The sequence below is a fragment of the Pseudorhizobium endolithicum genome, from assembly GCF_902153245.2.
Lineage (GTDB): Bacteria > Pseudomonadota > Alphaproteobacteria > Rhizobiales > Rhizobiaceae > Neorhizobium > Neorhizobium endolithicum.
Genome location: NZ_CABFWF030000012.1, coordinates 546202 through 571312 on the forward strand (window position 1 = coordinate 546202; position 25111 = coordinate 571312).

Consider the following 25111-nt stretch of genomic DNA (forward strand, 5'->3'; position numbering starts at 1 on the left):
AGCCCCCATTATGGGGCTCCGGAAGGGGTGCTACAAGAATTGACAAACCGGATTCTTGCTGATTTCTGGGTAACCCCTTGGCGCGAACCGGAGGCGACATGTCCGTCAAAGCCCGCATTGAAACGCTCCTGACGGAGGGCCTCCGCCCGGAGCGGCTCGAGGTCATCAACGAGAGCCATCAGCACGCCGGCCACCAACCGGGTTTCGACGGCGAAGGCGAAACCCATATGCGCGTGCGCATCGTGGCGCAGCAATTCAGCGGCATGAGCCGGCTGCAACGGCACAGAGCGGTCAACGACCTTCTGAAGCCGGTGCTGGATGCAGGTCTTCATGCACTGGCCGTCGAAGCCTCGGCGCCGGACGAGCCGGCCCGCTGGTAGCCGCTATTCGGCCGGAAGGTCCGCCGCGCCGGCCGGCCTTATCCGCAGGCGGGTGATGCGGTTCTTCTCGCGTTTCATGATGATGAAGCGTTTGCCGTAGAAGGTGAAGGCCTGCCGCTCCTGCGGGATCAGCTTCGACTCGTGGATCACCAGACCGGCAATGGTTGTCGCCTCGTCGTCGGGCAGGTTCCAGTCGAGCGCGCGGTTGAGGTCCCGGATCGGTACCGATCCGTCGACGATGATGGAGCCGTCGGCCTCCTGGCGCACGCCCTGGATCTCCAGATCGTGCTCGTCGGCGATATCCCCGACGATCTCCTCCAGGATGTCTTCGAGCGTCACCAGCCCCTGCACCTCGCCGTATTCATCCACCACGACGGCGAAATGGACCTTGCGGCGCAGGAAGGCGTTGAGCTGGTCCTTGAGGCTGGTGCTGTCCGGCACGAACCAGGGTTTCTGGGCGATCCTGACGATGTCGATGCTGCCGGCATCCGCATCCGGCTCGGCGAGCGCCCGGAGCACGTCCTTCGCATGCGCGACGCCGATGATGTTCTCCGTCGAGTTCCGCCACACCGGCATTCGTGTATAGGGGCTTTCGAGGATGGTGCGCACCACGGCTTCCGGAGGGTCGCTGGCGTTGATGCCGCGCATGGCGGTGCGGTGCCGCATGACGTCGGACACCTCGAGTTCCTCCAGCTCGAAAAGGCCGGTCAGCCTGTCGCGATCCGCCTTTTCCGCCCCCGGCTGCTGATGCAGGAGATCGAGCGCGGCACGAAGCTCCTCATGGGTTGCCAGCACCAGCGTCTGCGGCGAAAGACGCGCGCCCGTCCAATTCACGAGCTGCCGGATCAGTCCGTTCACGAGGCGCGACAGCGGGCTCTCCGGCTTGGTCATTGGTTTCGCATGCCCTCCAGGAAGGCCATCACTTCCGAGGCGGGAACCTCGTCGGCGACGAACGACTGGCCGATACCGCGCGTGAGGATGAAGGTGAGCTTGCCCCCCTTGACCTTCTTGTCCTGCGCAATGGCCTCCATGAGGATCTCGGTCGGTGGCAGTTCGCCGGGGATATCCCACATCTCCGTGGGAAGACCGACCTCCGAAAGATGGGCGGCAACGCGTGCCGCATCGTCCGGGCTGGCGAGGTTCAGGCGCGCCGAGAACCGATGGGCGAGCACCATTCCGATGGCAACGCCTTCGCCATGCACGAGCCGGCTGCTGTCGTAGGCGGTCGCGGCTTCCAGCGCGTGGCCGAACGTATGGCCGAGGTTCAGAAGTGCCCGCCGCCCCGTCTCCCGCTCATCCTCGACGACGACATCCGCCTTGGCCTGGCAACTCACGGCAATGGCCTCGATCCGCTCCGGCCCGCCCTCGAATACCTGCTTCCAGTGCCTCTCCAGCCAATGGAAGAAATAGGGCTTGTCGATCAGTCCGTATTTGACGATCTCCGCATAGCCCGCACGGAATTCGCGCGGCGACAGGCTGTCGAGCACCGCCGTATCGGCAAGCACCAGATCCGGCTGGTGGAAGACCCCGAGCAGGTTCTTGCCATGGCGCGTGTTGATGCCGGTCTTGCCTCCGACGGAGGAATCCACCTGGGCGAGCAGCGAGGTCGGGATCTGCACGAAACGGACACCGCGGCGCACGATTCCGGCGGCAAACCCCGCAAGATCGCCGATCACGCCGCCGCCGAGCGCAATGACGGCGTCGTTGCGTTCGATGCGGGCCGACAGCACCATGTCGGTCACCGCCGCGAGATTGTCGAAGCTCTTCGTCTTCTCCCCCACCGGCAGGGTAAGCGACACCGCCTCCACACCATCGGTCTGCAGGCTGTCCATCAGCGGCGACAGGTAACGGGCGCCGACATTCTCGTCGGTGATGATGGCCGCCCGCCTTCCTTTGAGACGCGAGATGAATTCGCCCCCTGCACGGGCAATGAGTCCGGGACCGATCAGGATGTCGTAGGCACGATCACCGAGCGCAAGGTGAACAAGGCGCTCGTTCGGCCGGGGGCTCGGGGCATTCATTCTCTCTGGCCTTTCTTGGCAAGTCCGATCACGGCCGAAAGGACGTTCGTCACCATGGTTTCCTTGCGGACATTGCCGGAGGGCACCGTAAGGTCGGCCTCCGAATAGATCGGATACCGCTGGTTCATCAGGTTCTGGAGCGTCGCCTTCGGGTTTTCCGTCTTGAGCAACGGCCGGTGGTCACGCTTGTTGACCCGTTCCCACAGCACATCCAGATCGGCCTTCAGCCAGACGGAGACGCCGCCTTCCTTGATCAGCCGGCGCGTGTTCTCGTTGATGAAGGCACCGCCGCCGGTGGAGATCACCTTGGGTCCACCGCGCAGAAGCCGACCGATGACACGCGTTTCGAGTGCCCGGAACTCGGCCTCGCCATAGGCCGAGAAAAGCTCGGCGATCGACATCCGCGAGACTTTCTCGATTTCCGCATCCGTATCGATGAACGGAACCGACAGGGCCTGCGCCACCATGCGGCCGATAACGGACTTTCCGGCTCCCATCAGGCCGACGAAGATGAGATTGCGCTGGCCGAGGGCGTCGCGGGCCTCTTCGGCGAGCGAAGAAGCAGCGACGGGCGTGAGAAGGTCTGTCATAGTCCCAATTCCATTTGGGCAAGGGTATCGACAAATGGACCGCCAGCGTCAAGCCACCGCCCTGCAAAACCGCCGGTTTCCGAGGCCTGCTTGCTTGCCGGCCACTGCGCATATAGTGGAAGGGGATCGCTCCTCGGGCTCTCCATAGGAAAGTCGCTTCATGCCCACCCTCTTTCGCTTCCTCTTCATCCTGGCGGTCATCGGCGGTGTGATCTACGGAAGCCTGCTTGCGCTCGTTCTCCTGGTCGAGCCGCGCGAGCGCGAGGTGACGGTCCGGGTGCCTTCCGAGCGTCTCAATCCCGCGCCCGAACAGTAAGCGTCCATGGCCGACCTGTCGCGGGCCCATATCGAAGCCTTCCTGGAGATGATGAGCGCAGAACGCGGCGCCGCCGGCAATACGCTCGCCTCCTACCAGCGCGACCTCGACGATCTCCGCTCCTTTCTCACCGCCAGAAGGGTCTCGGTTCTGCAGGCGGCCAGCACCGATCTCAGCGCCTACCTTGCCGAACTCGGACGAAAGGGCTTCGCCCCGACCTCCCAGGCGCGTCGGCTTTCGGCGATGCGCCAATTCTACAAGTTCCTCTATGCCGAAGGTTTGCGCGGTGACGACCCGACGGCGATTCTGGACAGCCCGAAGAAAAGCCGGCCTCTGCCGAAGACGATGAGCGAGGACGACGTGACGCGGCTTCTGGAGCGGGCGGCGGCGGAGGCGGGCGACACGGCGCCAGGACAACCGTCACGGTTGCGGATGCTTGCATTGCTTGAAATGCTCTACGCCACGGGCATGCGCGTCAGTGAACTCGTCTCCCTGCCTGCCAAGGTCCTGGACCAGGAGGGCCGCTTCCTCGTCATCCGCGGCAAGGGGAACAAGGAGCGACTGGTGCCGCTCTCCCGCTCCGCAATGGAGGCACTGCGGCTGTACGGCGCAGCACGGCGGACGGCACTCAAGGGGGACGACGACAATCCCTGGCTTTTTCCCTCGCCGGGCAAGGAGGGTTACCTTCCGCGTCAGGTATTCGCCCGCGAACTGAAGGCGCTGGCCGCCCGCGCCGGCCTTAGAGCTGCCGCGATTTCACCCCACGTCATGCGGCACGCGTTTGCCAGCCATCTTCTGCAGAACGGGGCCGACCTGCGCGTCGTTCAGGAACTGCTCGGACATTCCGACATTTCCACCACACAGATATACACTCACGTGCTTGAGGAGAGACTGCGGCAACTGGTGCAGGAGCACCACCCTCTTGCAAAAGCCGGCAAAAACCGGGATTAGAGGGCCGCCGCCGCGGCCAGAACGATCGGAACACGGATCTCATGCAGACTTATCTCGACTTCGAAAAGCCAATCTCCGACCTCGAGGGCAAGATCCACGAGTTGAAGAAGCTCGCCGCCGAAGACGAGAGCATCGACACGTCCGAAGAGATCGCGCGGCTGGAAGTCCGGGTTCGCGAGGCGACAGAGGAAATCTATTCAAGGCTGAATGCCTGGCAGAAGACGCAGGTCGCGCGTCACCCGCAGCGCCCGCACTTCGTCGATTACGCGGCACGGCTGTTCACCGACTTCACGCCCCTGGCAGGAGACCGCAGCTTCGGCGAGGATGCGGCGATCCAGGCTGGCCTCGCACGTTTCCAGGGGCAGCCGGTGGCGGTGATGGGCCAGGAAAAGGGCCACGACACCAAGAGCCGGCTGAAGCACAACTTCGGCAGCCCCCGGCCGGAGGGCTATCGCAAGGCCATCCGCATCATGGAAATGGCCGATCGATTCGGGCTGCCGATCATCTCCCTGATCGATACGGCAGGCGCCTATCCCGGCGTCGGCGCAGAGGAACGCGGCCAGGCCGAGGCGATCGCCCGTTCGACCGAGACGTGTCTTGCCGTTCGTGTCCCGATGGTCTCCGTGGTCATCGGCGAGGGGGGATCCGGCGGTGCGATCGCCATCGCCACGGGCAATCGGGTCTACATGCTGCAGCACGCCATCTATTCGGTGATCTCGCCGGAGGGCGCAGCATCCATTCTCTGGCGCGACTCCACGCGGGCGAAGGAAGCCGCCACCAACATGCGCATTACCGCCGAGGATCTGAAGGAGCTCGGCGTCATCGACGACATCATTCCGGAGCCCGTCGGCGGCGCCCATCGCGATCCGCAGACGGTAATCGACGCCGCCGGCAATGTCATCGCCGCAGCTCTCGCCGATCTCGGCAAGCTGTCGGGTGACGAAGTCCGTGCGGCGCGGCGACAGAAATTCCTCCAGATCGGCCGGAATCTGTAACAGCCGCCAGAAGCGCCAAATTTGGCCACATTGCTGTTCACAGTGCCTTTGCGGCAGTTTCGCTTTGCAGACGGGGGACAAGCGGTTAAGAAGATGTAAAGATTACTGCTTTACTATCGCGACCGTTATGCCGCCCCTCTCCGACATGAACACTCTGCGTGGTCTATGCCGATGCGCCTGAAAAACATAGTTCTCGCCCTGATGCTTGCGACTGCCCTGGCAGGCTGTAACGACACGCTGGACTCGGTCGACCTGTCCCACGTCAAGAACAAGGTGGAGCATCCCCTGCCCTCGCGCATCGTCGCCGAGATGCAGAAGAAGAACATGCCGCGCAATTCGCCCATCATGATGCGCATCTTCAAGGAAGAGGGCGTTCTCGAGGTCTGGAAGGCGAAGGCGGACAACCGGTTCGACGTGATCGCGAGCTACCAGATCTGCGCCTGGTCCGGGAAACTCGGCCCGAAAAAGAAGGAAGGCGACCGGCAGGCGCCCGAGGGCTTCTACAACCTCACTCCGGCGCACCTCAATCCCAACTCGAAGTATTTCCTGGCGATCAATACCGGCTTTCCGAACCGCTACGACCAGGCCAATGGGCGCACCGGTTCCAACCTGATGATCCACGGCGCCTGCTCGTCCTCCGGTTGCTATTCGATGACCGACGAACAGGTCCTCGAAATCTACGCCTTCGCTCGTGACGCCTTCAAGGGCGGCCAGACCGCGGTGCAGTTGCAAGCCTTCCCCTTCCGCATGACGGCTGAAAACATGGCCCGCCACCGCAACAGCGAACACTATGATTTCTGGCGGATGCTGAAGACCGGCTACGACAATTTCGAGGTGACCAAGCGCCCTCCTGAGGTCAATGTCTGCGAGAAGAAATACGTCTTCAACCAGCAGGTCGAGGGCAAAGCGAGCTTCAACGCCACCGCCGCTTGCCCGCCCATGTCAACGCCGCCGGCGCTCAACGTCGCGCTGGCATCCCACCAGAAGGCCTACGAAGTCGCCTTCCAGAAGGCCGTCAAGAAACTCGACGGCATGGTCTGGTACGAGCCGACGGAAGCCGAACGCAAGGCGGTGGTTGCCGAAAAGCGCAAGGGGCGCGATCTCGCTTATGCGCCGACCGGCACATCGCTCGAGGCCGGAAAGCTGATGAAGCGGGACGAATTCGAAGCACTGATGGCGAAACGGTCGGCGCCTGAGAGCAAGCCTGCCGGAACCATGCTGGCCTCCACGTCGTCCCGCCCGGCAACGGCCGCGGAGCGGATGAAGCAGGACCGACTGCCCCAACAGCAGCAGACGGAGACGGCAGCGGCCGCCCAGCCAAACCAGCCGACGGACACGGTTGAGGCGTCCGCCACGACCGTCCCGATTCCGGCGCAGAATCCGCTAGCATATGCGGCACCGCCGGTAAGCGAGAGCAAGAAGAGGCCGTTCTGGAAGTTCTGGTCGCAGGAATGACGACCGGTACGGCCGCCGCCTCGTATGATCTGCGAGGGCTGAAATGCCCGCTTCCCGTTCTCAAGACGCGCCGCCGGCTGAAGGCGATGCGCACCGGGGACGAACTCCTGATCGAGACGAGCGACCCCCTTGCCGGCATCGATATCCCCCACTTCTGCAACGAAGAAGGGCATGAATTGCTGCGCTCGGAAAGAACCGAGGACGGCCACCGCTTCTGCATCCGCAAGGGATGACCCGAGCCTTACGGCGGCTACATCCGCAAGCCCGGCACCGATAGCGGATTGTGTTCGAGAGCGGTGCGATCCGGCTGGTCGATGCGCGGCTGACCGCTGAAGGCGGCAAACAGATCCGCGACGAAGTCTTCCGACAGGCCTTGCGTGATCAGCACCATCCTGGTGCGTCGGTCGGAACCGTCCGGCCATGCCTTCAGTCGCTGTGGCGGATGGAATATGTTCTGCACCCCGTGCAACACGAGCGGACGCTCTGGATTGTCCGATAGCGCCACCACGGCCTTCATCCGCAAGAGCTTCTCACCATGAGCCGAGCGGAGGAGGTCCACGAACATCTCGATTGCCGCCGGATCGAGCGGCGTGTCGTGGATGAGCGAGAAAGACCGAATGTCGTCGCCGTGGCGGTTGACGTCATGATTATGGTGGTGATGGTGGTCATGGTGATGCGAATGCGCATCCTTCGCCATCTCGTCCCGCAGCCAACGGTCGACATCCGGTATCTTGGTCGCCGGGTCGTACAGGCCGTTGGCCAGAACTGCAGCTGTCGCGGCCTCCGCTGCGTCACCATCCATGACGGGAGCACGCGGATTGAGATCCCGGAGCCGGTCACGCAGCAGGACCGTCTCAGGGGCGCCTGCCATTCCACCCTTGGAGATGACGAGGCGATCGGCGACGGCGACCTGTTTGACGGCTTCCGGATGCCGCTCCAGCGTCTGGAGACCGTTTACCGCATCCACCACGGTCACGACACTGTCGAGCGCAAAGTTCTGCGCTACCACCGGATGCCCCATCACGGACTGCATCACCGGCGCCGGGTCCGCCAGCCCAGTCGTTTCGATGACGACACGCCGCACCGGCTTCAGACGGCCTGTCTGCATGCCGTCCATCATCGTCGCGAGCGTATCGACAAGTTCTCCACGCACCGTGCAGCACAGGCAGCCATTGGCGAGTTCCACCAGCCTATCGCCGGAGGATTCCACCAGCAGGTTGTCTATACCAACCTCGCCAAACTCGTTGATGACGACAGCCGTATCGGCCATCTGCGGATCCTTGAGGATCCGGTTCAGCAGCGTCGACTTTCCTGCTCCGAGAAAGCCGGTGAGGATCGAGACTGGAAGCCGGTCGGAGGCAAGGAACATGGCCAGGCTCAGAACGTGGGACGCGGCAGCGGGATCGGCACGTTGGCGATCTCGTTCCGGCCCTTGGTACTCGCAGCAGCATCCGAGCCGGGAATGAGACCGGCAAAGCTGTAGTGGGGCGGCCGCGACATTTCCCTGATATAGGGCGAGCGGACGATCATGCGCCCGGCATCGTCACGTCCTTCGCTCCGCACCTTGGCGGCCTTCGGGTTGCAGATCTCGGCACTGATGTCGTTGACGGTCGACGTATCGCCGTAAGGCGCCAGCGCCGACAGCGGCACCCCCTGCCCGAGCGGCGTGGACAGGCCCTTCTGCAGCAGATCCGCGGACTCGTCGGCGCGATCTGCAAGGCTGTCGGAACCGAGAACCACCGATACGATAGTCCGGCCGTTGCGGGTGGCGGACGATACCTGGTTGAATCCGGAAGCGCAGATGAAGCCGGTCTTCATGCCGTCGGCGCCGTCGAACCGTCCGACGAGCATATTGAAGTTGGCATAGTTCTTCTTGCCGGTGCTGACGCCCTCGAGCGAGAAATAGCCGGCATATTCGGGGAATTCACGCTTCAGCTGCAGCGCGAGCACCGCCATGTCGCGAGCGGTGGTATACTGCCCCTTGCCCGGCAGCCCGTGGGGATTGATGAACCGCGTCGAGGTCATGCCGAGGCGCCCGGCCTCGGCATTCATCATGAGGACAAACTCGTCGAGCGTCCCCCCGACGGTTTCGGCGACCGCCACCGCGATATCGTTGGCGGATTTGACCAGCAGCAGCTTGAGGGCGCTGTCGAGCGTCAGCTTGGAGCCCGGCTTGAAATACATCTTGCTGGCAGGCTGGTCCGCGGCCTTCTTGCTCATGGTCACCGGCGTGTCCAGCGCGAGCCTGCCGGATTTCAGCGCCTTGAACGTGACGTAGGCGGTCATCAGCTTCGTCAGCGATGCCGGATACCATTTGCGGAAGGCATCCTCATGCTCGATCACCCGCCCGGTCCGCACGTCGACGATCATCCTCGGATTCGCAAGGGTATTGCCCGCCGAGATGAGCACCGACGCGGCGACGATCGACGCGATCAGCCGGGAAGGGCGCGGCAGGCATGGGGTAACGTTCTGCAAGGCAGCATCCTCGTTGTATCGGAAACGAGCGGCCATAGTCGGCCTATGTGGCCAAGCAATGGCAAAGAAGATTGATCGCGTCAATCGCGCGGGGCACTATGGCCGGGAGGGCCAGTCACGATCTTGTAAAGCAAGCCCGGGAGAACGCATGCCGATCATCAATCGAGCCGCCGAGCTTCAGACGGAAGCGACCGAGTGGCGTCGCCACCTGCACCAGAATCCCGAGCTTCTTTACGACGTCCACGACACCGCAGCCTTCGTCGAGGCGCGGCTGAAGGAGTTCGGCGCAGACGAGATCGCAACTGGCATCGGCGGCACCGGCGTCGTCGGCATCATCCGCGGGCGCGGACCCGGCGGGCGCGTCATCGGTTTGCGCGCCGACATGGATGCCTTGCCGCTCGAGGAAATGACCGGTCGGGCCTGGAGCTCCCGCGTCGCGGGCCGGATGCATGCATGCGGGCATGACGGGCATACCGCAATGCTCCTCGGCGCGGCAAAGCATCTCGCCGAGACCCGCAACTTCAATGGCACAGTGGCCGTCGTCTTTCAGCCCGCCGAGGAGGGCGGAGCCGGCGCGCTTGCCATGATCCAGGACGGGCTCATGGAACGCTTCGGAATCGAGGAGGTCTACGGCATGCACAACATGCCCGGAATTCCGATCGGCCGGTTCGCGATCCGCCCCGGCGCCATCATGGCGGCACCGGACAAGTTCACCATCACGGTCAGGGGGCGCGGCGGCCATGCGGCGCAGCCCCACCGTACGATCGACCCCATCCTGATCGGCTCCCAGATCGTCGGAGCGCTCCAGACGATCGCGGCGCGGAACGCAGATCCGCTCGCATCCGTGGTGGTCTCGGTCACCCGTTTCGAGGCGGGCACGACGCACAATATCATTCCCGACGCAGCGGAACTCGGGGGGACGGTCCGCAGTCTCGACGAAGTGGTTCGCGATCTCGCCGAGCAGCGTATTCGCCAGATCGTCAACGGTATCGCGCTTGCGCACGACACGACCGCCGAGATCGCCTATGAGCGCAGCTGCCCGGTCACCGTCAACCACGACCGGGAGACCGGACACGCCGTCGCGGCGGCCGCCGAGGTGGCCGGCCCCGGCAATCTCATGACGGATGTCGAGCCCTCCATGGCGGGCGAAGATTTCGCCTATATGCTGAAAAGCCGCCCAGGCGCCTTCATCTTCATCGGCAACGGAGACAGCGCTCCCCTGCACAATCCAGCCTATGACTTCAGCGACGAGGCGCTCGCCTACGGGATTTCCTATTGGGTGCGTCTCGCCGAGCAGCGGCTCGGCGACTAGAAGGCCCGTCGCCGGCCTCGGGCGGCTCTCGAAGGAAAGGGCTTGGCTTCGAAGGGCTCCTTTTGTATGGATGCATTCCAATGGTCCCGTAGCTCAGCAGGATAGAGCACCAGATTCCTAATCTGGGGGTCACGCGTTCGAATCGCGTCGGGATCACCAACCTTCCTATTTTTAGCCCTTGTCGCGACAACTCGCTTCATTCGCCATTTCCACCGAACTAGCCACAGTCCTCCACGACGTCTATTCAATGGGAGAGATCAAGGCATGGGTCGCGAGGGAGTGCGAATATGAGTGACTTTACCACCCGCCCGGAAATCCTCGGCACGTTCGGCGTGTTCACCTCGACGCACTGGATCGCTTCCGCGGTCGGCATGAGCATCCTCGAAAAGGGTGGCAACGCGTTCGATGCGGCGGTGGCGGCCGGCTTCGTGCTGCAGGTGGTGGAACCCCATCTCTGCGGTCCCGGCGGCGATATGCCCGCAGTGATCTACTCCAGGCAGAAGGACAAGGTCGAAGTCATCTGCGCGCAGGGGCCGGCCCCGGCCGGGGCGACCATCGAACATTATACCGCCGAGGGGTTGAAGCTGATACCGGGTAATGGCCTGCTCGCCACCGTCATTCCGGGAGCCTTCGACGGATGGATGCTGATGCTGCGCGACTACGGCACCATGGGCGTGCGCGACGTCCTGGAGCCGGCGATCTTCTATGCGGAGAACGGCCACCCCGTGCTGGAACGCGTCTGCAATACCATCAAGGGGCTGGCGCGCTTCTTTGAGGAAGAGTGGCCCACGTCCTATTCTACTTGGATGCCAGGCGGAGCCCCGCCGGAGCCGCTGTCCAACTTCAGGAACCCGGTTCTGGCGCAGACGTGGCGGCGGGTGATCGCCGAGGCCGAGGCGAAGGAGGGCCGCGAGAACCAGGTGGAAGCCGCCCGCGATGCCTTCTACCGGGGTTTCGTGGCCGAGGCGATCGACTCCTACCTGCGGCAGGCGGAGGTCATGGACGCGAGCGGGACCCGCCACAAGGGCGTGTTGACGGGCGAGGACATGGCGGGCTGGCGCGCATCCGTCGAAACCCCGCAGACCTACGACTATCATGACTGGACGATCGCCAAGACCCAGGCTTGGGGGCAGGGCCCCGTGCTCCTGCAATCTCTGGCCCTCCTGAAGGGCTTTGACATCGCCGCCATGGATCCTGCCGGCCCGGATTTCGTCCACACCGTGGTGGAAGCGATGAAACTCGCCTTCGCCGACCGGGAGGTCTATTACGGCGATCCGGATTTTTCCCAGGTTCCGACGGAGCACCTGCTGTCTGACGGGTATAATGATGAGCGGCGCAGGCTGATCGGAAGGGAGGCATCCCACGACCTGCGTCCCGGCCAGGTTGCAGGCTATGAACAGCAGCACGACCTGACGCTCGCCATGCTCCGTGAAATGAGCGGCAAGGGGGCCGTCTACGAGCCCACCATGGCGCATCTATCCGAGAAGCGCGGAGATACGGTGCATATCGACGTGATCGACCGTTGGGGCAACATGGTCTCGACGACACCGTCCGGCGGCTGGCTGCAGTCTTCGCCGGTCGTGCCGGGCCTCGGCTTTGCCCTCAACTCGCGCGCCCAGATGTTCTGGCTGAAGCCGGGGCTGCCGACATCGCTGGCGCCCGGCAAGCGCCCGCGCACGACGCTGACGCCGTCGATTGCGCTTCACGAGGGGAGGCCCACGCTGGCCTTCGGCACGCCCGGCGGCGATCAGCAGGACCAGTGGCAGTTGCCTTTCTTCCTCCGCTACGTCCATCACCGGAAGAACCTGCAGGCGGCGATCGACCTGCCGCTCTTCCATACGTCGCACTTTCCGGGCTCCTTCTACCCGCGCACGAGTTCGCCGGGCGAGATCATGGTGGAGAGCAATATCGGCGCGGACGTCCTGGAGGAACTCAGGCGCCGCGGCCACAAGGTGACGGCGGCGGATCCGTGGACCGTGGGGCGCCTCACCGCCGCGCGGCGCGACGCCGATGGCCTGCTGCGTGCGGCAGCGACACCACGCCTGATGCAGGCTTACGCCGCGGGAAGATGACGTCCTACGCCCACCGCGGCCACCGCGCCTATGCCACCTTGAACCGCACCTCGCCGAGGCTTTCCACCCGTGCGACCATCTCGTCACCGCGCACGACCTCGCCGACGCCGGCCGGCGTGCCGGCAAAGATCAGGTCCCCGGCCTTCAACTCGAACAGGCGCGACAGGTAGGAAATCATCTCCGGCACCTTCCAGATCATCTGGTTCAGGTCGCCGCTCTGGCGGGTCTCGCCGTTGACCTTCAGCCAGATCGCGCCATGGTCCGGATGCCCCACAGCCGATACCGGATGCAGGGGGCCGCACGGTGCCGATGCTTCGAACGCCTTGGCCGTTTCCCAAGGCCGGCCGGCTTTCTTGGCCTCTGCCTGCAGGTCGCGCCGCGTCATGTCGAGGCCGACGGCATAGCCGAAGACGCAATCCAACGCATGTTCGGGAGGGATGTTCGTGCCGCCTCGGTGAAGCGCCACGACCAGCTCCACCTCATGATGCACGTCCCGGGATTCGCCCGGATAGGGGAAATCCTCTCCGGCCGGAACGATGGTATCGGGGTTTTTCTGGAAGAAGAACGGCGGCTCCCTGTTCGGGTCGTGGCCCATCTCGATGGCGTGGTCGGCGAAGTTGCGCCCGACGCAATAGATGCGGTGGATCGGGAACAGCGCTTCGCTTCCGGCAACGGCCAATGTCGGCACCGCCGCCGGCTCGAAGACATAGGTTTTCAGATGGGACGTGTCGTTCATGGGGGCGCTCCCGCGGATCATCAGGGAAAGGAGCTTCAGCCCTTGCCACATCTCCCCGGTGGCGTCGAGGCAGCGTGGCGCTTCAGGGGCGCCCCATGCGGCGAATGCCGCCACGGTATCGGCAGCCACAGCGGGCTATCGCAAGTGGAGCGCGGCGCGGATCGTCTCGTCGCTTTCTGTCTCCTGCACGACCACGCCATGCCAGCCGAGGCCGTCGTAATCCTCATATCCAAGCGTTTTGGCGAAGGCGACGATGGCGCCGTTGCGGTCGTAGTAGCTGCCCTTGTCCTGCCCGACCTTCTTCTGCAAGGCGAAATGCGTAAAGAGAAGCGAGGGATTGGTCGCGGCGATCACCTTGCTGCTTCCGTCGAGAAGCATGATGGTGGTCTTCTCCGCCACCTGCGGGGGCAGGTTGGCTTCCTTTTCGACGATCGCCTGACCCTGGGCCTGCCAGTCGAAGTATACACCGAGGGTTCCCAATAGCTCCCCATCGAGCTTTCCGCCATCGCGGACGCCGGTGGCATAGACCAGGGCGTTGCGGCCTTCGTGCAGGCGGCTGGGCTTGACGTCATCGACGATGTAGTCGTCGCCCGACCGACAACGTCTGGCCTCCACGAACCACGGCTCCGTTGCGAGCGAGGATCCGACGATCTTCTTTTGAAAGGCAGGATTGGCGGAAGCAATGATGCGTCCCTCCAGATCGGTCAGCACCAGATCGAGATAGACGGTATAGAAGCGATTGATGACGCCGAGCCTTTCCGATGCGAACGCCCTCGCCGCGGCATCATCACAGGACAGCGCCTGCCACAGAGCCGAATCGGTTGCCCACCAGCGCACATCGGCCGTACGTTCGAAGAGATTGCGGACGATCAACTGGACCAGCGTCTGTGCAAGATCGGTAAGGCGGACGCCCTCCATTTCGGTAACCAACGACTCCGCCATGCTGCGGCCGAGGCCGAGCCGGCCGAGGACCCTGCTTTCGAATTTTTCCGCGATCTCGGTCGCGGTCTGCGCCAGGCGCTGCACCTCGTTGGCCACGACGGCGAACCCCTTGCCCATCTCTCCAGCCCTGGCCGCCTCGATCAGGGCGTTGATCGCCAGAAGCCGGATCTGCTTCACGACACTGGCATTGTCACTGCTGAAACGTTCAAGTTCGCTGCCGATTCCCTCGGTCACGATCTTCATCGTCCTGGGCGTTGCAGCAGTCTGATGATCTTCTCTTCTCTGTGCCAGCATCAGCGCCTTGCCAATAATAAAAAGTCGAAATGGAACCGCCCTCAGGCGTCAGAAGTATTTGGCGATACTTGCGGTATTAGGCTTAATTTTACGTTATGCATCGATTCCTGCACCGGCAGGCAAAAGCCATAGGGACAGCGGATCATCTGAGGCAAGATCCCATAGCTGCCGATAGTCACTGCCTCGTCAGCGGGGCCGCACATGCTCCATGCGGAAACCCATGCCGATCAGCCGACCGGCCAGATGTGCCAGCACCGGCCAGCGGGCGATGCCGCGGATGAAGGCCGGCGGACCTCTCCGTCTCTCCGCATCCTCCTGGTCCTTGCGGCGGCTGCTGCGCATCATCACCTGCAGCTTCTGCGTCGCCTTGGTGGGGAAGGTGCGGCGCTTCTCGACGGCGGCTAGATCGGCACCGGTCAACTGTCCCTCCCGCAGCGGGCGCGAGAGGATATTGGCTGCAGCCACCGCGTCCTGGATCGCCAGGTTGACGCCGACGCCGCCGATCGGAGACATGGCATGGGCAGCATCCCCGATGCACAGAAGCCCCGGCTTCCACCAACGCTTCAAGCGGTCGATACGCACCGTGAGAAGGCTGACGTCATCGAAGCTCTTCACCTCGTTCATGCGACCAGCCGGCAGCGGCGAGATATCGCTCACAGCCCTTCGGAAGGCCTCCAGCCCGGCGGCCCTGATGTCGGCGAACGTACCCCTGCGCACGACATAGCCGCATTGCCAGTAATCGCCCCCGTCGATCAGCACCAGCCCCTGGCGCGGGCCGGCATGCCCCATCACTTCGCTCGGGTCTTCGGCCTGCCGGCTGAGCTTCATCCAGAGCACCTCGCTCGGAACGCCGAGGCTCTCCACCTCAAGCCTTCCCTTTTCCCGCACAATCGAGTTCCGGCCGTCTGCGCCGATGACGAGTTGCGAGAGGATCGTGTGCATACCTTCCGAAGTCTCGACCCGGATTCCCCCGACCCGCCCGCCATCCTCCACGAGGTCCACGACCTTTGCCGGCATGATCAGCCGGAAATTCGGGTACTCCCTCGCCTTCCGCGACAGGAAGTTCAGGAAATCCCACTGGGGCATGAAGGCGATGAAGCGGTTGCGGACGGGAAGCCGCGAGAAGTTCGCGATCGTGACATTGCGCCCGCCCATTTCCGCGGTCAGTTTCATGGCCTTCGTATGCGGCAAATCCAGGAACTCCTCGATCAGCCCCAGTTCGTGCATCACCTCCATCGTCGAGGGATGGATGGTATCGCCGCGAAAGTCCCGGAGGAAGTCCTGGTGCTTTTCGACGACCACCACATCGACCCCTGCGCGCGCAAGCAGGAAGCCGAGCATCAGTCCCGCCGGCCCGGCGCCCGCGATGACGCAGCCGGTTGTCAGCTCCGCTGGATGATCCATGACAGCAGTTCCTCGATATGGGTGGCCGATCGGAGATAGGCTTGGCCGGAAGATCCTTCAATGTAAGTGAAAGCTTGTGAGCCGCAACATTCGCCTGTAGACGGTCTGCGACTGCAGAAACGGATGAGAATTCATGGCAGGCGGCTCCGGCGCGCGACGCAGCATATCCATTCTCGGCTCCACGGGCTCCATTGGAGTGAACACGCTGGACGTAATCGCTCAGTTGGGAGGCAGGGATACCTTCGATCTGATGGCGATCACCGGCAACAGCAATATCGGACTTCTGGCCAGGCAGGCACGGGAGTTCGGCGCACGGATCGCTGTCACCGCGGACGAAGCGAACTACGCGGCCCTGAAGGAAGCATTGGCCGGAACGGGAATAGAAGCGGCGGCCGGCCGCCAAGCCCTCGTCGAAGCCGCGTCCGCGGAGGCCGGCTGGGTGATGGCGGCGATCGTCGGCACCGCCGGCCTCGCTCCGACGCTTGCGGCCGCAGCGCGTGGTGCCGACATCGCTCTGGCCAACAAGGAATGCCTCGTCTCCGCCGGCAACCTCTTCGTTCACGCCGTGAAGGAAGGCGGCGGCCGACTGATCCCCGTCGACAGCGAGCACAGCGCGATCTTCCAGTCGCTGGAGGACGACCAGCATCATGCGGTGGAGCGTATCGTGCTCACCGCATCCGGAGGCCCCTTCCGCACATGGTCGCAGGAGCAGATGGCCGATGTCACGGTGGAGGTCGCAAAGGCGCATCCCAACTGGTCCATGGGCCTCAAGATCTCCATCGGCAGCGCCTCCATGTTCAACAAGGCGCTGGAAATGATCGAGGCGAAGCACCTCTTCGATCTGAAGCCCGAGCAGATCGAGGTTATCGTCCACCCGCAGTCGATCATCCATTCCATGGTCGGCTATGCGGATGGCTCGGTTCTGGCGCAGCTCGGCTCGCCGGACATGCGCACGGCCATTGGCTATGCGCTCACCTATCCGGACCGCCCGAGGCTGAACGTCGAGCGGCTCGACTTCGCGAAACTGGCCCGGCTGGATTTCGAGGCGCCGGACGAGGTGCGTTTTCCCGCGCTCCGGCTGGCGCGCACGGCGCTTGCGCGCGGCGGCGTCCAGGGTGCGGTAATGAATGCCGCCGAGGAAATCGCCTTCGATGCCTTCTGCGCCGGGCGTATCGGCTTCCTCGCCATGGCCGACGTCGCAGAGGAAGTCATGGAGGCCATGGCCTCGCACCCAGCTGCCACCGCCATCGAAGATGTCTTCGAAGCCGATGCCGAGGCCCGGCGAAGGGCCGCAGGCATCATCGCGCGAAAAGAAATGGCCGCATAAGCGGCCATTTCTTTGGAAGTCTTTTCTCTGGCTCAGGCCACCGCGCGGGCGAGCGCGCAGCGCGACCACAGCTGGTGCACCCCATCCACGAGACGCTCCAGGTCTCCATCGGAATGAAGCGGCGTCGGGGTGATGCGCAGGCGCTCGGTCTTGCGCGGCACCGTCGGGTAGTTGATCGGCTGCACGTAGATGTCGAACGAGTCGAGCAGGATGTCCGAAATCCATTTGCACTTGGCCGCATCGCCTACCATGATCGGCACGATATGGCTCGGGTTGTGCATGTGCGGGATGCCGCGTGCATCGAGCAGCGAGCGCAGCTTCTTCACCCGGTCCTGGTGACGGATGCGCTCGAACGGGCTTGCCTTGAGGTGGCGGATCGAAGCGATGGCACCGGCGGCCAGAGTCGGCGGCAGGGCCGTCGTGAAGATGAAGCCCGAAGCGAAGGAGCGGATGAAATCACAGAGCGCGGCGGACGCCGCGATATAGCCGCCCATCACGCCGAAGGCCTTGCCGAGCGTGCCCTCGATGATCGTCAGTCGGTCCATCAGGCCTTCGCGTTCGGCAATGCCGCCGCCGCGCGGACCATACATGCCGACCGCGTGGACCTCGTCCAGATAGGTCATGGCGCCGTACTTGTCGGCAAGATCGCAGATCTCCTTGATCGGCGCGATATCGCCATCCATGGAGTAGACCGATTCGAAGGCGATCAGTTTGGGCGCGTTGGGATCGGCAGCCGCCAGCTTCGCCTCGAGGTCGTTCAGGTCGTTGTGCTTCCAGATCACCCGCTCGCACTTGCCGTAGCGGATGCCTTCGATCATCGACGCATGGTTCAGCGCATCCGAGAAGATGATGAGGCCGGGGATCTTTTGGCCAAGGGTGCCGAGCGTCGCCCAGTTCGAGATATAGCCGGAGGTGAAGACGAGCGCCGCTTCCTTGCCGTGCAGATCGGCAAGTTCCTGCTCGAGAAGAACATGGTAGTGGGTGGTGCCAGAGATATTCCGGGTGCCTCCCGCACCCGCGCCACAGTGATCGATCGCTTCATGCATGGCGGCGATCACCGCCGGATGCTGGCCCATCCCGAGATAGTCGTTGGAGCACCAGACGGTAACTTCCTTCGGGCCTTCCGGCGTGTGACGCGTGGCGCGCGGGAAGCTGCCGCGATGCCGTTCGAGATCGGCGAACACCCGGTAACGGCCTTCCTGATGAAGACTGTCCAGTTCGCTCTTGAAAAATGCCTCGAAATCCATGTCACACTCCAGAACCTGACTGGTTTTGGTTTCTCGTCCGCATTTCGTCAACCCCGCAGATTGGAATTAATCCAGACTGCGGCAAATTGGACTTCGTTTCGAACGATTCCAAGGTGAGAGGTAACCCGCCCGGCGCCAACAGAACTTGATTCATATCAAGCAGGAACGGGAAACCTTCCACCTTTTTCCAGTCATCCCGCAGCCACGACCGCCCGCTTCGCCATCACCCTTACGAGATTCGCCCGGTAGTCGCTGCTAGCATGCATGTCGGAAAGCATGTCGCCGGGATCCACCACAGCGCCGGCAACCGCTTCCGGAGACCAGTTCGAAGCGAGAGCCGCCTCCATGCCGGCATGGCGGAAGACGCCGTTGGCGCCTGCTCCCGTCACAGCCACACGCACCCCGTCCGCCCGTTTCGCCACGAACACCCCTGTAAGGGCGTAGCGCGAGGCGGGATTGGCGAACTTGGCATAGCCTGCCTTCTCCGGTGCCTCGAAGCTTACAGCGGTGACCATTTCTCCGTCCTCCAGTGCCGTCTCGAACAGGCCCAGGAAGAAATCATCGGCCGCCATCCAGCGGCGGTCGGTGATGATGGTGGCACCGAGAGCGAGCATGGCCGCCGGATAATCGGCGGCGGGATCGTTGTTCGCGATCGAGCCGCCGATCGTCCCCATGTGCCGGACATGAGGATCGCCGATCATGCCGGCGAGGTCGCAGATGGCGGGGCAGAGGGCGCGGAGCATGGAGGACGACGCCACGTCCGCATGCGGCGTCCCGGCACCGATCCGCACATTGCGCCCTTCCAGCGAGATACCCTTGAGGTCGGGAATGTGCCTCAGGTCGATCAGGTCGCTCGGGGCCGCGAGGCGCTGCTTCATCGTCGCGATCAGGGTCATGCCGCCCGACAGGTAGCGCCCCTCCCCATGCTCGCCCTTGAGCCTGACGGCATCCTCGACCGAGGAGGCACGGTGATAGCTCGTTTCGTACATGGCCGGTCCTCCTCAGTGAGCTGCCTGCAATGCCTGCCACACCTTCATGGGCGTGGCGGGCATGGCAAGGCGGTTGTTGCCGATGGCATCGGTGATGGCGTTGATGAGTGCGGGCGGCGAGCCGATCGCGCCGGCCTCGCCGCACCCCTTGATGCCGAGCGGGTTGCTCGGGCACGGCGTATTCTGGTGCGACAGCTTGAACGACGGCAGGTCGTCGGCGCGCGGCATGGCATAGTCCATGTAGCTCGCCGTCAGGAGCTGACCGGATTCGCGGTCGTAGCGGACCTCCTCCAGCAGCGCCTGGCCGATCCCCTGCGCCAGCCCTCCATGCACCTGCCCTTCGACGATCAGCGGATTGATGATGTTGCCGAAGTCGTCGGCCGCGACGAACTGGACGATCTCGGTCTTGCCGGTCTCCGGATCCACCTCGACCTCTGCGATGTAGCAGCCGGCCGGGAAGGTGAAGTTGGCAGGGTCGTAGAAGGCGCTCTCCTTCAGCCCCGGCTCCAGGCCGGGCGGCAGGTTATGGGCGGTATAGGCTGCGAGCGCCACCTGGAACCAGGGCACGGTCTTGTCCGTACCGGCTACCTTCAGCTCGCCGTTCTCAACGACGATATCGCTCTCATCGGCTTCCATCAGGTGGGCTGCGATCTTCTTCGCCTTGGCCTCGACCTTGTCGAGCGCCTTGACGACGGCCGACATGCCTACGGCACCCGAACGGGAACCGTAGGTGCCCATGCCCATCTGCACCTTGTCGGTATCTCCGTGGACGATGTTGACACTGTCGATCGGGACGCCGAGGCGATCCGCCACCAGTTGCGCGAAGGTCGTCTCATGCCCTTGGCCGTGGCTGTGCGAGCCGGTCAGCACCTCGATCGTGCCGACCGCATTGACCCGCACCTCCGCCGATTCCCACAGGCCGACGCCCGCGCCCAGCGAGCCGACAGCGGCCGACGGAGCAATGCCGCAGGCTTCGATATAGCAGCTCATGCCGATGCCGCGCCGCTTCCCCCGCGCTTCCGCTTCCGCGCGCCGCGCCGAAAAGCCGTCCCAGTCGGCCGCCTGCATGGCGGCGTTGAGCGAGGCTTCGTAATCACCCGCGTCATAGTTCATGATCACCGGCGTCTGGTAGGGGAAACTCCTGATGAAGTTCCTGCGCCGCAGTTCTGCCGGCGAGATGCCGAGTTCCCGGGCCGCCGTCTCCATCGTCCGCTCCAGGAGATAGGTCGCCTCGGGACGCCCGGCGCCGCGATAGGCATCCACCGGCACCGTGTTGGTATAGACGGTACGCACATTGGCGTGGATTGCGGGGATGGCGTACTGCCCGGAGAGCAGGGTCGCGTAGAGATAGGTCGGCACTGCGGAGGAAAAGAGCGACATGTAGGCGCCGAGATTGGCGATCGTGTCGACCTTCAGCCCGATAATGCGGTGCTCCGCGTCGAACGCCATCTTGACCTTTGAGACATGGTCGCGGCCATGCGCGTCGGTGAGGAAGGCTTCCGTCCGGTCCGACGTCCACTTCACCGGCACTCCGGTCCTCTTCGACGCCCAGAGGCAGACAATCTCCTCGGGGTAGATGTAGATCTTCGAGCCGAAGCCGCCGCCGACATCCGGTGCGATCACCCGTAGCTTGTTTTCCGGCGCGACATTGTAGAAGGCGCTCATCACCAGGCGCGCCACATGCGGATTCTGGCTCGTCGTGTAGCAGGTGTAGTGGTCTTCGGCGGAATCATAGATGCCGAGCGTCGCGCGTGGCTCCATCGGGTTCGGCGACAGCCGGTTGTTGTGAATCTCGATCTCGGTGACATGCGCTGCCGAAGCAATCGCCCGGTCCGTCGCCTGTCCGTCGCCGATCTCCCAGTCGAAGATCAGGTTGCCCGGCGCTTCCGGATGAATCTGCGGCGCGCCTTCCTCCAGTGCCGCGACCGCCTCCGTCACCGCCGGCAGTTCCTCGTAATCGACCACGACAGCTTCGGCTGCATCACGAGCTTCGGCCGAGGAATCGGCGACGACGATTGCGACGGCATCGCCGACATAGCGGACGGTCTCGTGCGCCAGCGGCCGCCAGGCGCCCATCTTCATCGGAGAGCCATCCTTGGAATGGATCATCCAACCGCAGATCAGGTTGCCGATACCATCGGCCTGCAACTGCTTGCCGTCGAGCACATCGATAACCCCGGGCATCGCCTTCGCAGCAGCGACGTCAATGCCGCGGATCCTGGCATGCGCATAGGGGCTTCTGACGAAATAGGCATACTTCATGCCCGGCACCGACATATCGTCGGTGTAGCGCCCCTTGCCGGTCAGAAAGCGCTTGTCTTCCTTGCGGGTGACGCGTGCACCGATTCCTTCAACACCCATTTTCATCTCCTCCAGAAATGAGCGAACAGCGGAATTGGCGAATGGTAGAAGATCGAGGACCGGCCGCGGAGCGGCTGGCTGTCGCTCCTTGCATTCGCCTCTTATTCGGCGGCCTGTCGGCCGGTATGCATCTCGGCATTCGCCGACAGCACCGCCTTGACGATGTTGTGATAGCCGGTGCACCGACAGATGTTGCCTTCGAGCTCGTGGCGTACGGTATTCTCATCGAGCTTGCCGCCATGGCGGTTGATCATATCCACCGCCGTCATCACCATGCCGGGTGTGCAGAAGCCACACTGCAGGCCGTGATGCTCCTTGAAGGCGGCCTGGACGGGATGAAGCTCTCCCTGGGACGAAAGACCTTCGATGGTCGTGACGGTGGAGCCCGCCGCCTGCACGGCGAGGATGGAACAGCTCTTTACCGACCTGCCATCCATATGGACCACGCAGGCGCCGCACTGCGTCGTGTCGCATCCGACATGCGTCCCGGTCAGTCCCAGTTTCTCGCGTATGAAATGAACCAGCAGCATGCGGTCGTCACAGTCACCGCTCACCGTACGGCCGTTCACCGTCAGTGTCACTTTTGCCATAGTGCTCCTCCTCGTGTCTCCTCCAGACACGTCACGCATCATTTTCCTTTTTACCCGCCCGATCAACCTCTAGAGCGACCCCCCGAAAGCTTTTTTCTGATCACTGCCGGGCCGGGCGCTCCTGGCCTGATGCTTGTCAATTCCCAAGCCCGATGATTTCGGTCATATTATCTGGACATCGGCGCCGGCCGATCTATTGTTTCGTCTGATGCGCTGTCCGGAAAGCCATGGGCGAAGGCGTGGCCGCCAGCCATTCAACATGTTCGAGAGTGTGGAGAGAAACCCATGAAGAAAGCGCTTGTACTTCTGCTGGCCGGCCTGACGCTGGCAAGCTGCACGCAGACCGAACAGGGGACGGCAATCGGCGCCGGCACCGGGGCCGTCATCGGCGGACTGGCGACCGGAAACGTTAGAGGGGCTGCAGTGGGTGCCGCCATCGGCGGTGTCTCGGGCGCCCTGATCGGCTCGGTCGCCGAACAGCCCGGCCAGTGCTACTACCGCGACCGCTATGGCCGTCGCTATATCGACGATTGCCCGCGCCGCTACTGAAAAAAGGCGCCTGCCTGATGTGGCCCTGGAGCACGCTCCAGGGCTTTTCTTTTATGACTGATCTCTGAAGTATCAAAAAAGGTATTCGTCTCCGCCATTTGCCGCTAAATAGGCAAGGCCGGGCGGGCGAAGGGTGGACGTGAGACAGGCGACGAACCGACAGTGATCAGGCGTGGACGAGTAGAAGAGTCAGCAGGTATCCGCTCAGGCCCGCATGCGACGAGGATCGCGGTCTTTGCCCTTGCGCTCAGCCTTGCCTGGGTCCCGCAGGCCCATGCCTTGAAGCTCTTCGGCCTCAACCTTTTCGGGTCGGAAGAGGAGACCGTCGAGGTCATCAACCCCGTACGATACGACGCAACGCTCGATACGGGAGCGGCGGACAAGGATCTCGCCAAGCGCCTGGAGAACGCCGCGTCACTCGTCAACGACGAGGAGCAGCCGGTATCGGGCGACCTCGGGATCGTCATCAAGGCGCGCGAGGACCGGGACCGGCTCGTTGCCGTTCTCTACGAGGAAGCCCGGTACGGCGGCACCGTCCATATCACGATACAAGGGACCGATCTCGACGCCCTTCCGCCCAATCCGACCTTCGATCACTCGCAGCCGGTACCGGTGACGGTCACCGTCGTGCCCGGCCCGGTCTTCGCACTGGGTTCGGTTCGCTTCGACGGCGATGCCGCCGGCCGCGATCCCGCCGACTATGACCTCATCCCGGGCGGCGCAGCCGGCTCCCGGCTCATCCTGAAGGCGAGCGAGCAACTCCTTCGCGATGTCAAGGCGGAAGGCCGCCCGCTCGCCCGACTGACGGAACGCCAGGTGACCGCAGATCACCGGACCCGAACCGTCGACGTGGTGATGGGTGCGATCAGCGGTCCGGAAGCCGATTTCGGGGCGGTGACGGTGAAGGGCTCGCGAACCGTGGAGGCGGATTTCATCCGCCGCTATTCGCGGCTCGACAAGGGCGGCCGCTATTCCCCCGAGCAACTGCAGAAGGCTTCCGAACGCCTGCGGGAACTCGGAGTGTTTTCAAGCATCACCATCCGCGAAGCAGAGGCGCTGGCGCCGAACGGTACGCTGCCGCTGACGATAGAAGTGTCCGAAGGCAAACACCGCTATTTCGGCTTCGGCGCCGAATACTCGTCCCTCGATGGCGCCGGGGTGCAGGGCTATTGGGGCCACCGCAATCTCTTCGGGGAGGCGGAATCGCTGCGCATAGAAGGCAAGGTATCCGGCATCGGCGCGACGACCGACGTGACCACCTTCGACTATTCGGCCGGCATCGTCTTTACGAAGCCCGGCTTTCCGGTGCCGGAGGCGACCTTCGAGTCACGCCTCGAAGCCAAGAGCGAAACGCCGGACGACATATACGAGGCGCAGACCGTCATCGGCTCCGCCGGCTTCTCCTATGAACTCAACGAGACCGACACACTCAAGGCAGGCGGCGAAATCGCCTATATCCGCGCCGACGACGCTTTTGGAGAGAACGACTATCTGACCTTCGCGGTCCCGGTCTCCTTCGAGAGGGATGCTCGCGACAACAAGCTCGATCCGACGGAAGGCTATTGGGCGACGCTCGGCGCCAAGCCTTCCTACGAATTCTTCCACGGAAGCGTCTTCTCCTCCTTCGAGGGCTCCCTGTCGGGTTATCTCGGCCTCGGAGCGGAGGACAATATCGTCCTGGCCGGCCGGCTGTCCGCCGGTACACTGATAGGCGCGGACGAGCTTGAGAACATTCCCGTCACCCGACGTTTCTTCGCCGGTGGCGGCGGTTCCGTTCGCGGCTATTCCTTCCGGGAAATCTCGCCCTACAATGAAGCCGACGAGGCGCTCGGCGGCCGGTCTTACGTCGTCGCCTCCTTCGAGGTGAGAACGAAGCTGACGGACAATATCGGGATCGTCCCCTTTATCGACGTCGGGACCGTCTCAACCGAAATCGTGCCTGATTTCTCCGATATACGGGCAGGCGCGGGGATTGGAATTCGTTACGCAACGCCATTCGGACCACTGCGCCTGGATGTTGCGGTACCACTGCAGAAGTATGATGGCGGCAGCGACTACGGCATCTATGCGGGTATCGGGCAATCGTTCTAGGTGAGCCGCAGGGT

The 25111-nt window shown here is 63.5% G+C and carries 22 protein-coding genes, 1 tRNA gene and 1 pseudogene; 12 read left to right on the forward strand and 12 right to left on the reverse strand.

The genetic code is table 11. The features are described from left to right. Window positions 1-98 precede the first annotated feature (98 nt). Window positions 99-380: a BolA family protein gene (locus RTCK_RS12535; protein WP_142593026.1), complete on the forward strand. Its 282-nt coding sequence runs from the start codon at window positions 99-101 to the stop codon at window positions 378-380. 3 nt (window positions 381-383) lie between these two features. Here RTCK_RS12535 and RTCK_RS12540 read toward each other — a convergent pair. The 3 genes and pseudogenes from RTCK_RS12540 to RTCK_RS12550 form a co-directional block, all read right to left on the reverse strand. Continuing rightward, a pseudogene (locus RTCK_RS12540) lies at window positions 384-1253 on the reverse strand (HlyC/CorC family transporter); the annotation flags it as partial. Window positions 1254-1267: 14 nt separating this feature from the next. Continuing rightward, the gene (gene aroB / locus RTCK_RS12545; RefSeq protein WP_142593028.1) at window positions 1268-2401 is read right to left on the reverse strand and encodes a 3-dehydroquinate synthase; all 1134 of its coding nucleotides are present in this window, start codon (window positions 2399-2401) and stop codon (window positions 1268-1270) included. Continuing rightward, a complete protein-coding gene (locus tag RTCK_RS12550; protein WP_142593029.1) occupies window positions 2398-2991 on the reverse strand; it encodes a shikimate kinase in 594 nt (197 codons plus the stop codon). Before RTCK_RS12550 ends, aroB begins: the two co-directional genes overlap by 4 nt. Window positions 2992-3151: 160 nt before the next feature. Between RTCK_RS12550 and RTCK_RS12555 the strand changes: the two genes are divergently transcribed. The 5 genes from RTCK_RS12555 (at window position 3152) to RTCK_RS12575 (ending at window position 6941) form a co-directional block, all read left to right on the forward strand. After that, window positions 3152-3307, forward strand: a complete 156-nt coding sequence (locus RTCK_RS12555) for a hypothetical protein (RefSeq protein WP_185928002.1) — start codon at window positions 3152-3154, stop codon at window positions 3305-3307. A 6-nt stretch (window positions 3308-3313) separates the two neighbouring features. After that, window positions 3314-4258: a site-specific tyrosine recombinase XerD gene (xerD, locus tag RTCK_RS12560; protein WP_142593030.1), complete on the forward strand. Its 945-nt coding sequence runs from the start codon at window positions 3314-3316 to the stop codon at window positions 4256-4258. Window positions 4259-4299: 41 nt separating this feature from the next. Then, a complete protein-coding gene (locus RTCK_RS12565; RefSeq protein WP_142522711.1) occupies window positions 4300-5253 on the forward strand; it encodes an acetyl-CoA carboxylase carboxyltransferase subunit alpha in 954 nt (317 codons plus the stop codon). Between the two features lie 171 nt (window positions 5254-5424). Continuing rightward, the gene (locus RTCK_RS12570; protein WP_142593031.1) at window positions 5425-6708 is read left to right on the forward strand and encodes a L,D-transpeptidase family protein; all 1284 of its coding nucleotides are present in this window, start codon (window positions 5425-5427) and stop codon (window positions 6706-6708) included. Next, window positions 6705-6941, forward strand: coding sequence for a sulfurtransferase TusA family protein (locus RTCK_RS12575; protein ID WP_142593032.1), 237 nt, complete (start codon window positions 6705-6707; stop codon window positions 6939-6941). The genes RTCK_RS12570 and RTCK_RS12575 overlap by 4 nt, the downstream gene beginning before the upstream one ends. A 17-nt stretch (window positions 6942-6958) precedes the next feature. Here the strand turns inward: RTCK_RS12575 and RTCK_RS12580 are convergent, their stop codons facing one another. Then, window positions 6959-8077 (reverse strand): CobW family GTP-binding protein, encoded by a 1119-nt coding sequence (locus tag RTCK_RS12580; protein WP_142593033.1) that lies wholly within the window; start codon window positions 8075-8077, stop codon window positions 6959-6961. Window positions 8078-8085: 8 nt separating this feature from the next. Next, on the reverse strand, window positions 8086-9183 hold the full coding sequence (locus RTCK_RS12585; protein WP_408004536.1) for a D-alanyl-D-alanine carboxypeptidase family protein: 1098 nt from the start codon (window positions 9181-9183) through the stop codon (window positions 8086-8088). Window positions 9184-9331: 148 nt separating this feature from the next. Here RTCK_RS12585 and RTCK_RS12590 point away from each other — a divergent pair, with 148 nt between their 5' ends. From RTCK_RS12590 to RTCK_RS12600, 3 genes are all read left to right on the forward strand, one after another. After that, complete coding sequence (locus RTCK_RS12590) at window positions 9332-10495, forward strand: M20 aminoacylase family protein (protein ID WP_142593034.1); 1164 nt, start codon at window positions 9332-9334, stop codon at window positions 10493-10495. An 82-nt stretch (window positions 10496-10577) separates the two neighbouring features. After that, window positions 10578-10654: transfer RNA gene (locus RTCK_RS12595), tRNA-Arg, on the forward strand. Window positions 10655-10782: 128 nt separating this feature from the next. Further along, window positions 10783-12567, forward strand: coding sequence for a gamma-glutamyltransferase family protein (locus RTCK_RS12600; RefSeq protein ID WP_142593035.1), 1785 nt, complete (start codon window positions 10783-10785; stop codon window positions 12565-12567). Between the two features lie 28 nt (window positions 12568-12595). Here the strand turns inward: RTCK_RS12600 and RTCK_RS12605 are convergent, their stop codons facing one another. The 3 genes from RTCK_RS12605 to RTCK_RS12615 form a co-directional block, all read right to left on the reverse strand. Further along, window positions 12596-13303, reverse strand: a complete 708-nt coding sequence (locus RTCK_RS12605; protein WP_142593036.1) for a fumarylacetoacetate hydrolase family protein — start codon at window positions 13301-13303, stop codon at window positions 12596-12598. A gap of 135 nt (window positions 13304-13438) precedes the next feature. Then, window positions 13439-14539: a methyl-accepting chemotaxis protein gene (locus tag RTCK_RS21025; RefSeq protein WP_142593037.1), complete on the reverse strand. Its 1101-nt coding sequence runs from the start codon at window positions 14537-14539 to the stop codon at window positions 13439-13441. Between the two features lie 186 nt (window positions 14540-14725). Further along, entirely contained in the window at window positions 14726-15943 is a 1218-nt protein-coding gene (locus tag RTCK_RS12615; protein WP_142593038.1) for an FAD-dependent oxidoreductase, read from the reverse strand. 133 nt (window positions 15944-16076) lie between these two features. Between RTCK_RS12615 and dxr the strand changes: the two genes are divergently transcribed. Continuing rightward, window positions 16077-17270, forward strand: a complete 1194-nt coding sequence (gene dxr, locus RTCK_RS12620; RefSeq protein ID WP_142593039.1) for a 1-deoxy-D-xylulose-5-phosphate reductoisomerase — start codon at window positions 16077-16079, stop codon at window positions 17268-17270. A 32-nt stretch (window positions 17271-17302) separates the two neighbouring features. On the opposite strand, the gene hemA is transcribed toward dxr, so the two are convergent. The 4 genes from hemA to RTCK_RS12640 form a co-directional block, all read right to left on the reverse strand. After that, window positions 17303-18517 carry a 5-aminolevulinate synthase gene (gene hemA / locus RTCK_RS12625; protein WP_142593040.1) on the reverse strand — a complete coding sequence of 405 codons (1215 nt, stop codon included), beginning with the start codon at window positions 18515-18517 and terminating at the stop codon, window positions 17303-17305. 191 nt (window positions 18518-18708) lie between these two features. Next, a complete protein-coding gene (locus RTCK_RS12630; RefSeq protein WP_142593041.1) occupies window positions 18709-19506 on the reverse strand; it encodes an FAD binding domain-containing protein in 798 nt (265 codons plus the stop codon). Window positions 19507-19518: 12 nt separating this feature from the next. Beyond that, complete coding sequence (locus tag RTCK_RS12635) at window positions 19519-21867, reverse strand: xanthine dehydrogenase family protein molybdopterin-binding subunit (RefSeq protein WP_142593042.1); 2349 nt, start codon at window positions 21865-21867, stop codon at window positions 19519-19521. Window positions 21868-21968: 101 nt separating this feature from the next. Next, window positions 21969-22457, reverse strand: coding sequence for a (2Fe-2S)-binding protein (locus RTCK_RS12640; RefSeq protein WP_142522697.1), 489 nt, complete (start codon window positions 22455-22457; stop codon window positions 21969-21971). Between the two features lie 285 nt (window positions 22458-22742). On the opposite strand from RTCK_RS12640, the gene RTCK_RS12645 reads away from it, so the two are divergent. Continuing rightward, window positions 22743-23006 carry a YMGG-like glycine zipper-containing protein gene (locus RTCK_RS12645; protein WP_142522696.1) on the forward strand — a complete coding sequence of 88 codons (264 nt, stop codon included), beginning with the start codon at window positions 22743-22745 and terminating at the stop codon, window positions 23004-23006. A gap of 165 nt (window positions 23007-23171) precedes the next feature. After that, on the forward strand, window positions 23172-25097 hold the full coding sequence (locus RTCK_RS12650; protein ID WP_408004541.1) for an autotransporter assembly complex protein TamA: 1926 nt from the start codon (window positions 23172-23174) through the stop codon (window positions 25095-25097). Window positions 25098-25111: the final 14 nt, after the last annotated feature.

Excerpts from the sequence above, each read along its gene's own strand:
- RTCK_RS12535 (WP_142593026.1), top strand. The coding sequence starts at position 99 with ATGTCCGTCAAAGCCCGCATTGAAACGCTCCTGACGGAGGGCCTCCGC.
- aroB (WP_142593028.1), bottom strand. The coding sequence starts at position 2,401 with ATGAATGCCCCGAGCCCCCGGCCGAACGAGCGCCTTGTTCACCTTGCG.
- RTCK_RS12550 (WP_142593029.1), bottom strand. The coding sequence starts at position 2,991 with ATGACAGACCTTCTCACGCCCGTCGCTGCTTCTTCGCTCGCCGAAGAG.
- RTCK_RS12555 (WP_185928002.1), top strand. The coding sequence starts at position 3,152 with ATGCCCACCCTCTTTCGCTTCCTCTTCATCCTGGCGGTCATCGGCGGT.
- xerD (WP_142593030.1), top strand. The coding sequence starts at position 3,314 with ATGGCCGACCTGTCGCGGGCCCATATCGAAGCCTTCCTGGAGATGATG.
- RTCK_RS12565 (WP_142522711.1), top strand. The coding sequence starts at position 4,300 with ATGCAGACTTATCTCGACTTCGAAAAGCCAATCTCCGACCTCGAGGGC.
- RTCK_RS12570 (WP_142593031.1), top strand. The coding sequence starts at position 5,425 with ATGCGCCTGAAAAACATAGTTCTCGCCCTGATGCTTGCGACTGCCCTG.
- RTCK_RS12575 (WP_142593032.1), top strand. The coding sequence starts at position 6,705 with ATGACGACCGGTACGGCCGCCGCCTCGTATGATCTGCGAGGGCTGAAA.
- RTCK_RS12580 (WP_142593033.1), bottom strand. The coding sequence starts at position 8,077 with ATGTTCCTTGCCTCCGACCGGCTTCCAGTCTCGATCCTCACCGGCTTT.
- RTCK_RS12590 (WP_142593034.1), top strand. The coding sequence starts at position 9,332 with ATGCCGATCATCAATCGAGCCGCCGAGCTTCAGACGGAAGCGACCGAG.
- RTCK_RS12600 (WP_142593035.1), top strand. The coding sequence starts at position 10,783 with ATGAGTGACTTTACCACCCGCCCGGAAATCCTCGGCACGTTCGGCGTG.
- RTCK_RS12605 (WP_142593036.1), bottom strand. The coding sequence starts at position 13,303 with ATGAACGACACGTCCCATCTGAAAACCTATGTCTTCGAGCCGGCGGCG.
- RTCK_RS21025 (WP_142593037.1), bottom strand. The coding sequence starts at position 14,539 with ATGCTGGCACAGAGAAGAGAAGATCATCAGACTGCTGCAACGCCCAGG.
- RTCK_RS12615 (WP_142593038.1), bottom strand. The coding sequence starts at position 15,943 with ATGGATCATCCAGCGGAGCTGACAACCGGCTGCGTCATCGCGGGCGCC.
- dxr (WP_142593039.1), top strand. The coding sequence starts at position 16,077 with ATGGCAGGCGGCTCCGGCGCGCGACGCAGCATATCCATTCTCGGCTCC.
- hemA (WP_142593040.1), bottom strand. The coding sequence starts at position 18,517 with ATGGATTTCGAGGCATTTTTCAAGAGCGAACTGGACAGTCTTCATCAG.
- RTCK_RS12630 (WP_142593041.1), bottom strand. The coding sequence starts at position 19,506 with ATGTACGAAACGAGCTATCACCGTGCCTCCTCGGTCGAGGATGCCGTC.
- RTCK_RS12635 (WP_142593042.1), bottom strand. The coding sequence starts at position 21,867 with ATGGGTGTTGAAGGAATCGGTGCACGCGTCACCCGCAAGGAAGACAAG.
- RTCK_RS12640 (WP_142522697.1), bottom strand. The coding sequence starts at position 22,457 with ATGGCAAAAGTGACACTGACGGTGAACGGCCGTACGGTGAGCGGTGAC.
- RTCK_RS12645 (WP_142522696.1), top strand. The coding sequence starts at position 22,743 with ATGAAGAAAGCGCTTGTACTTCTGCTGGCCGGCCTGACGCTGGCAAGC.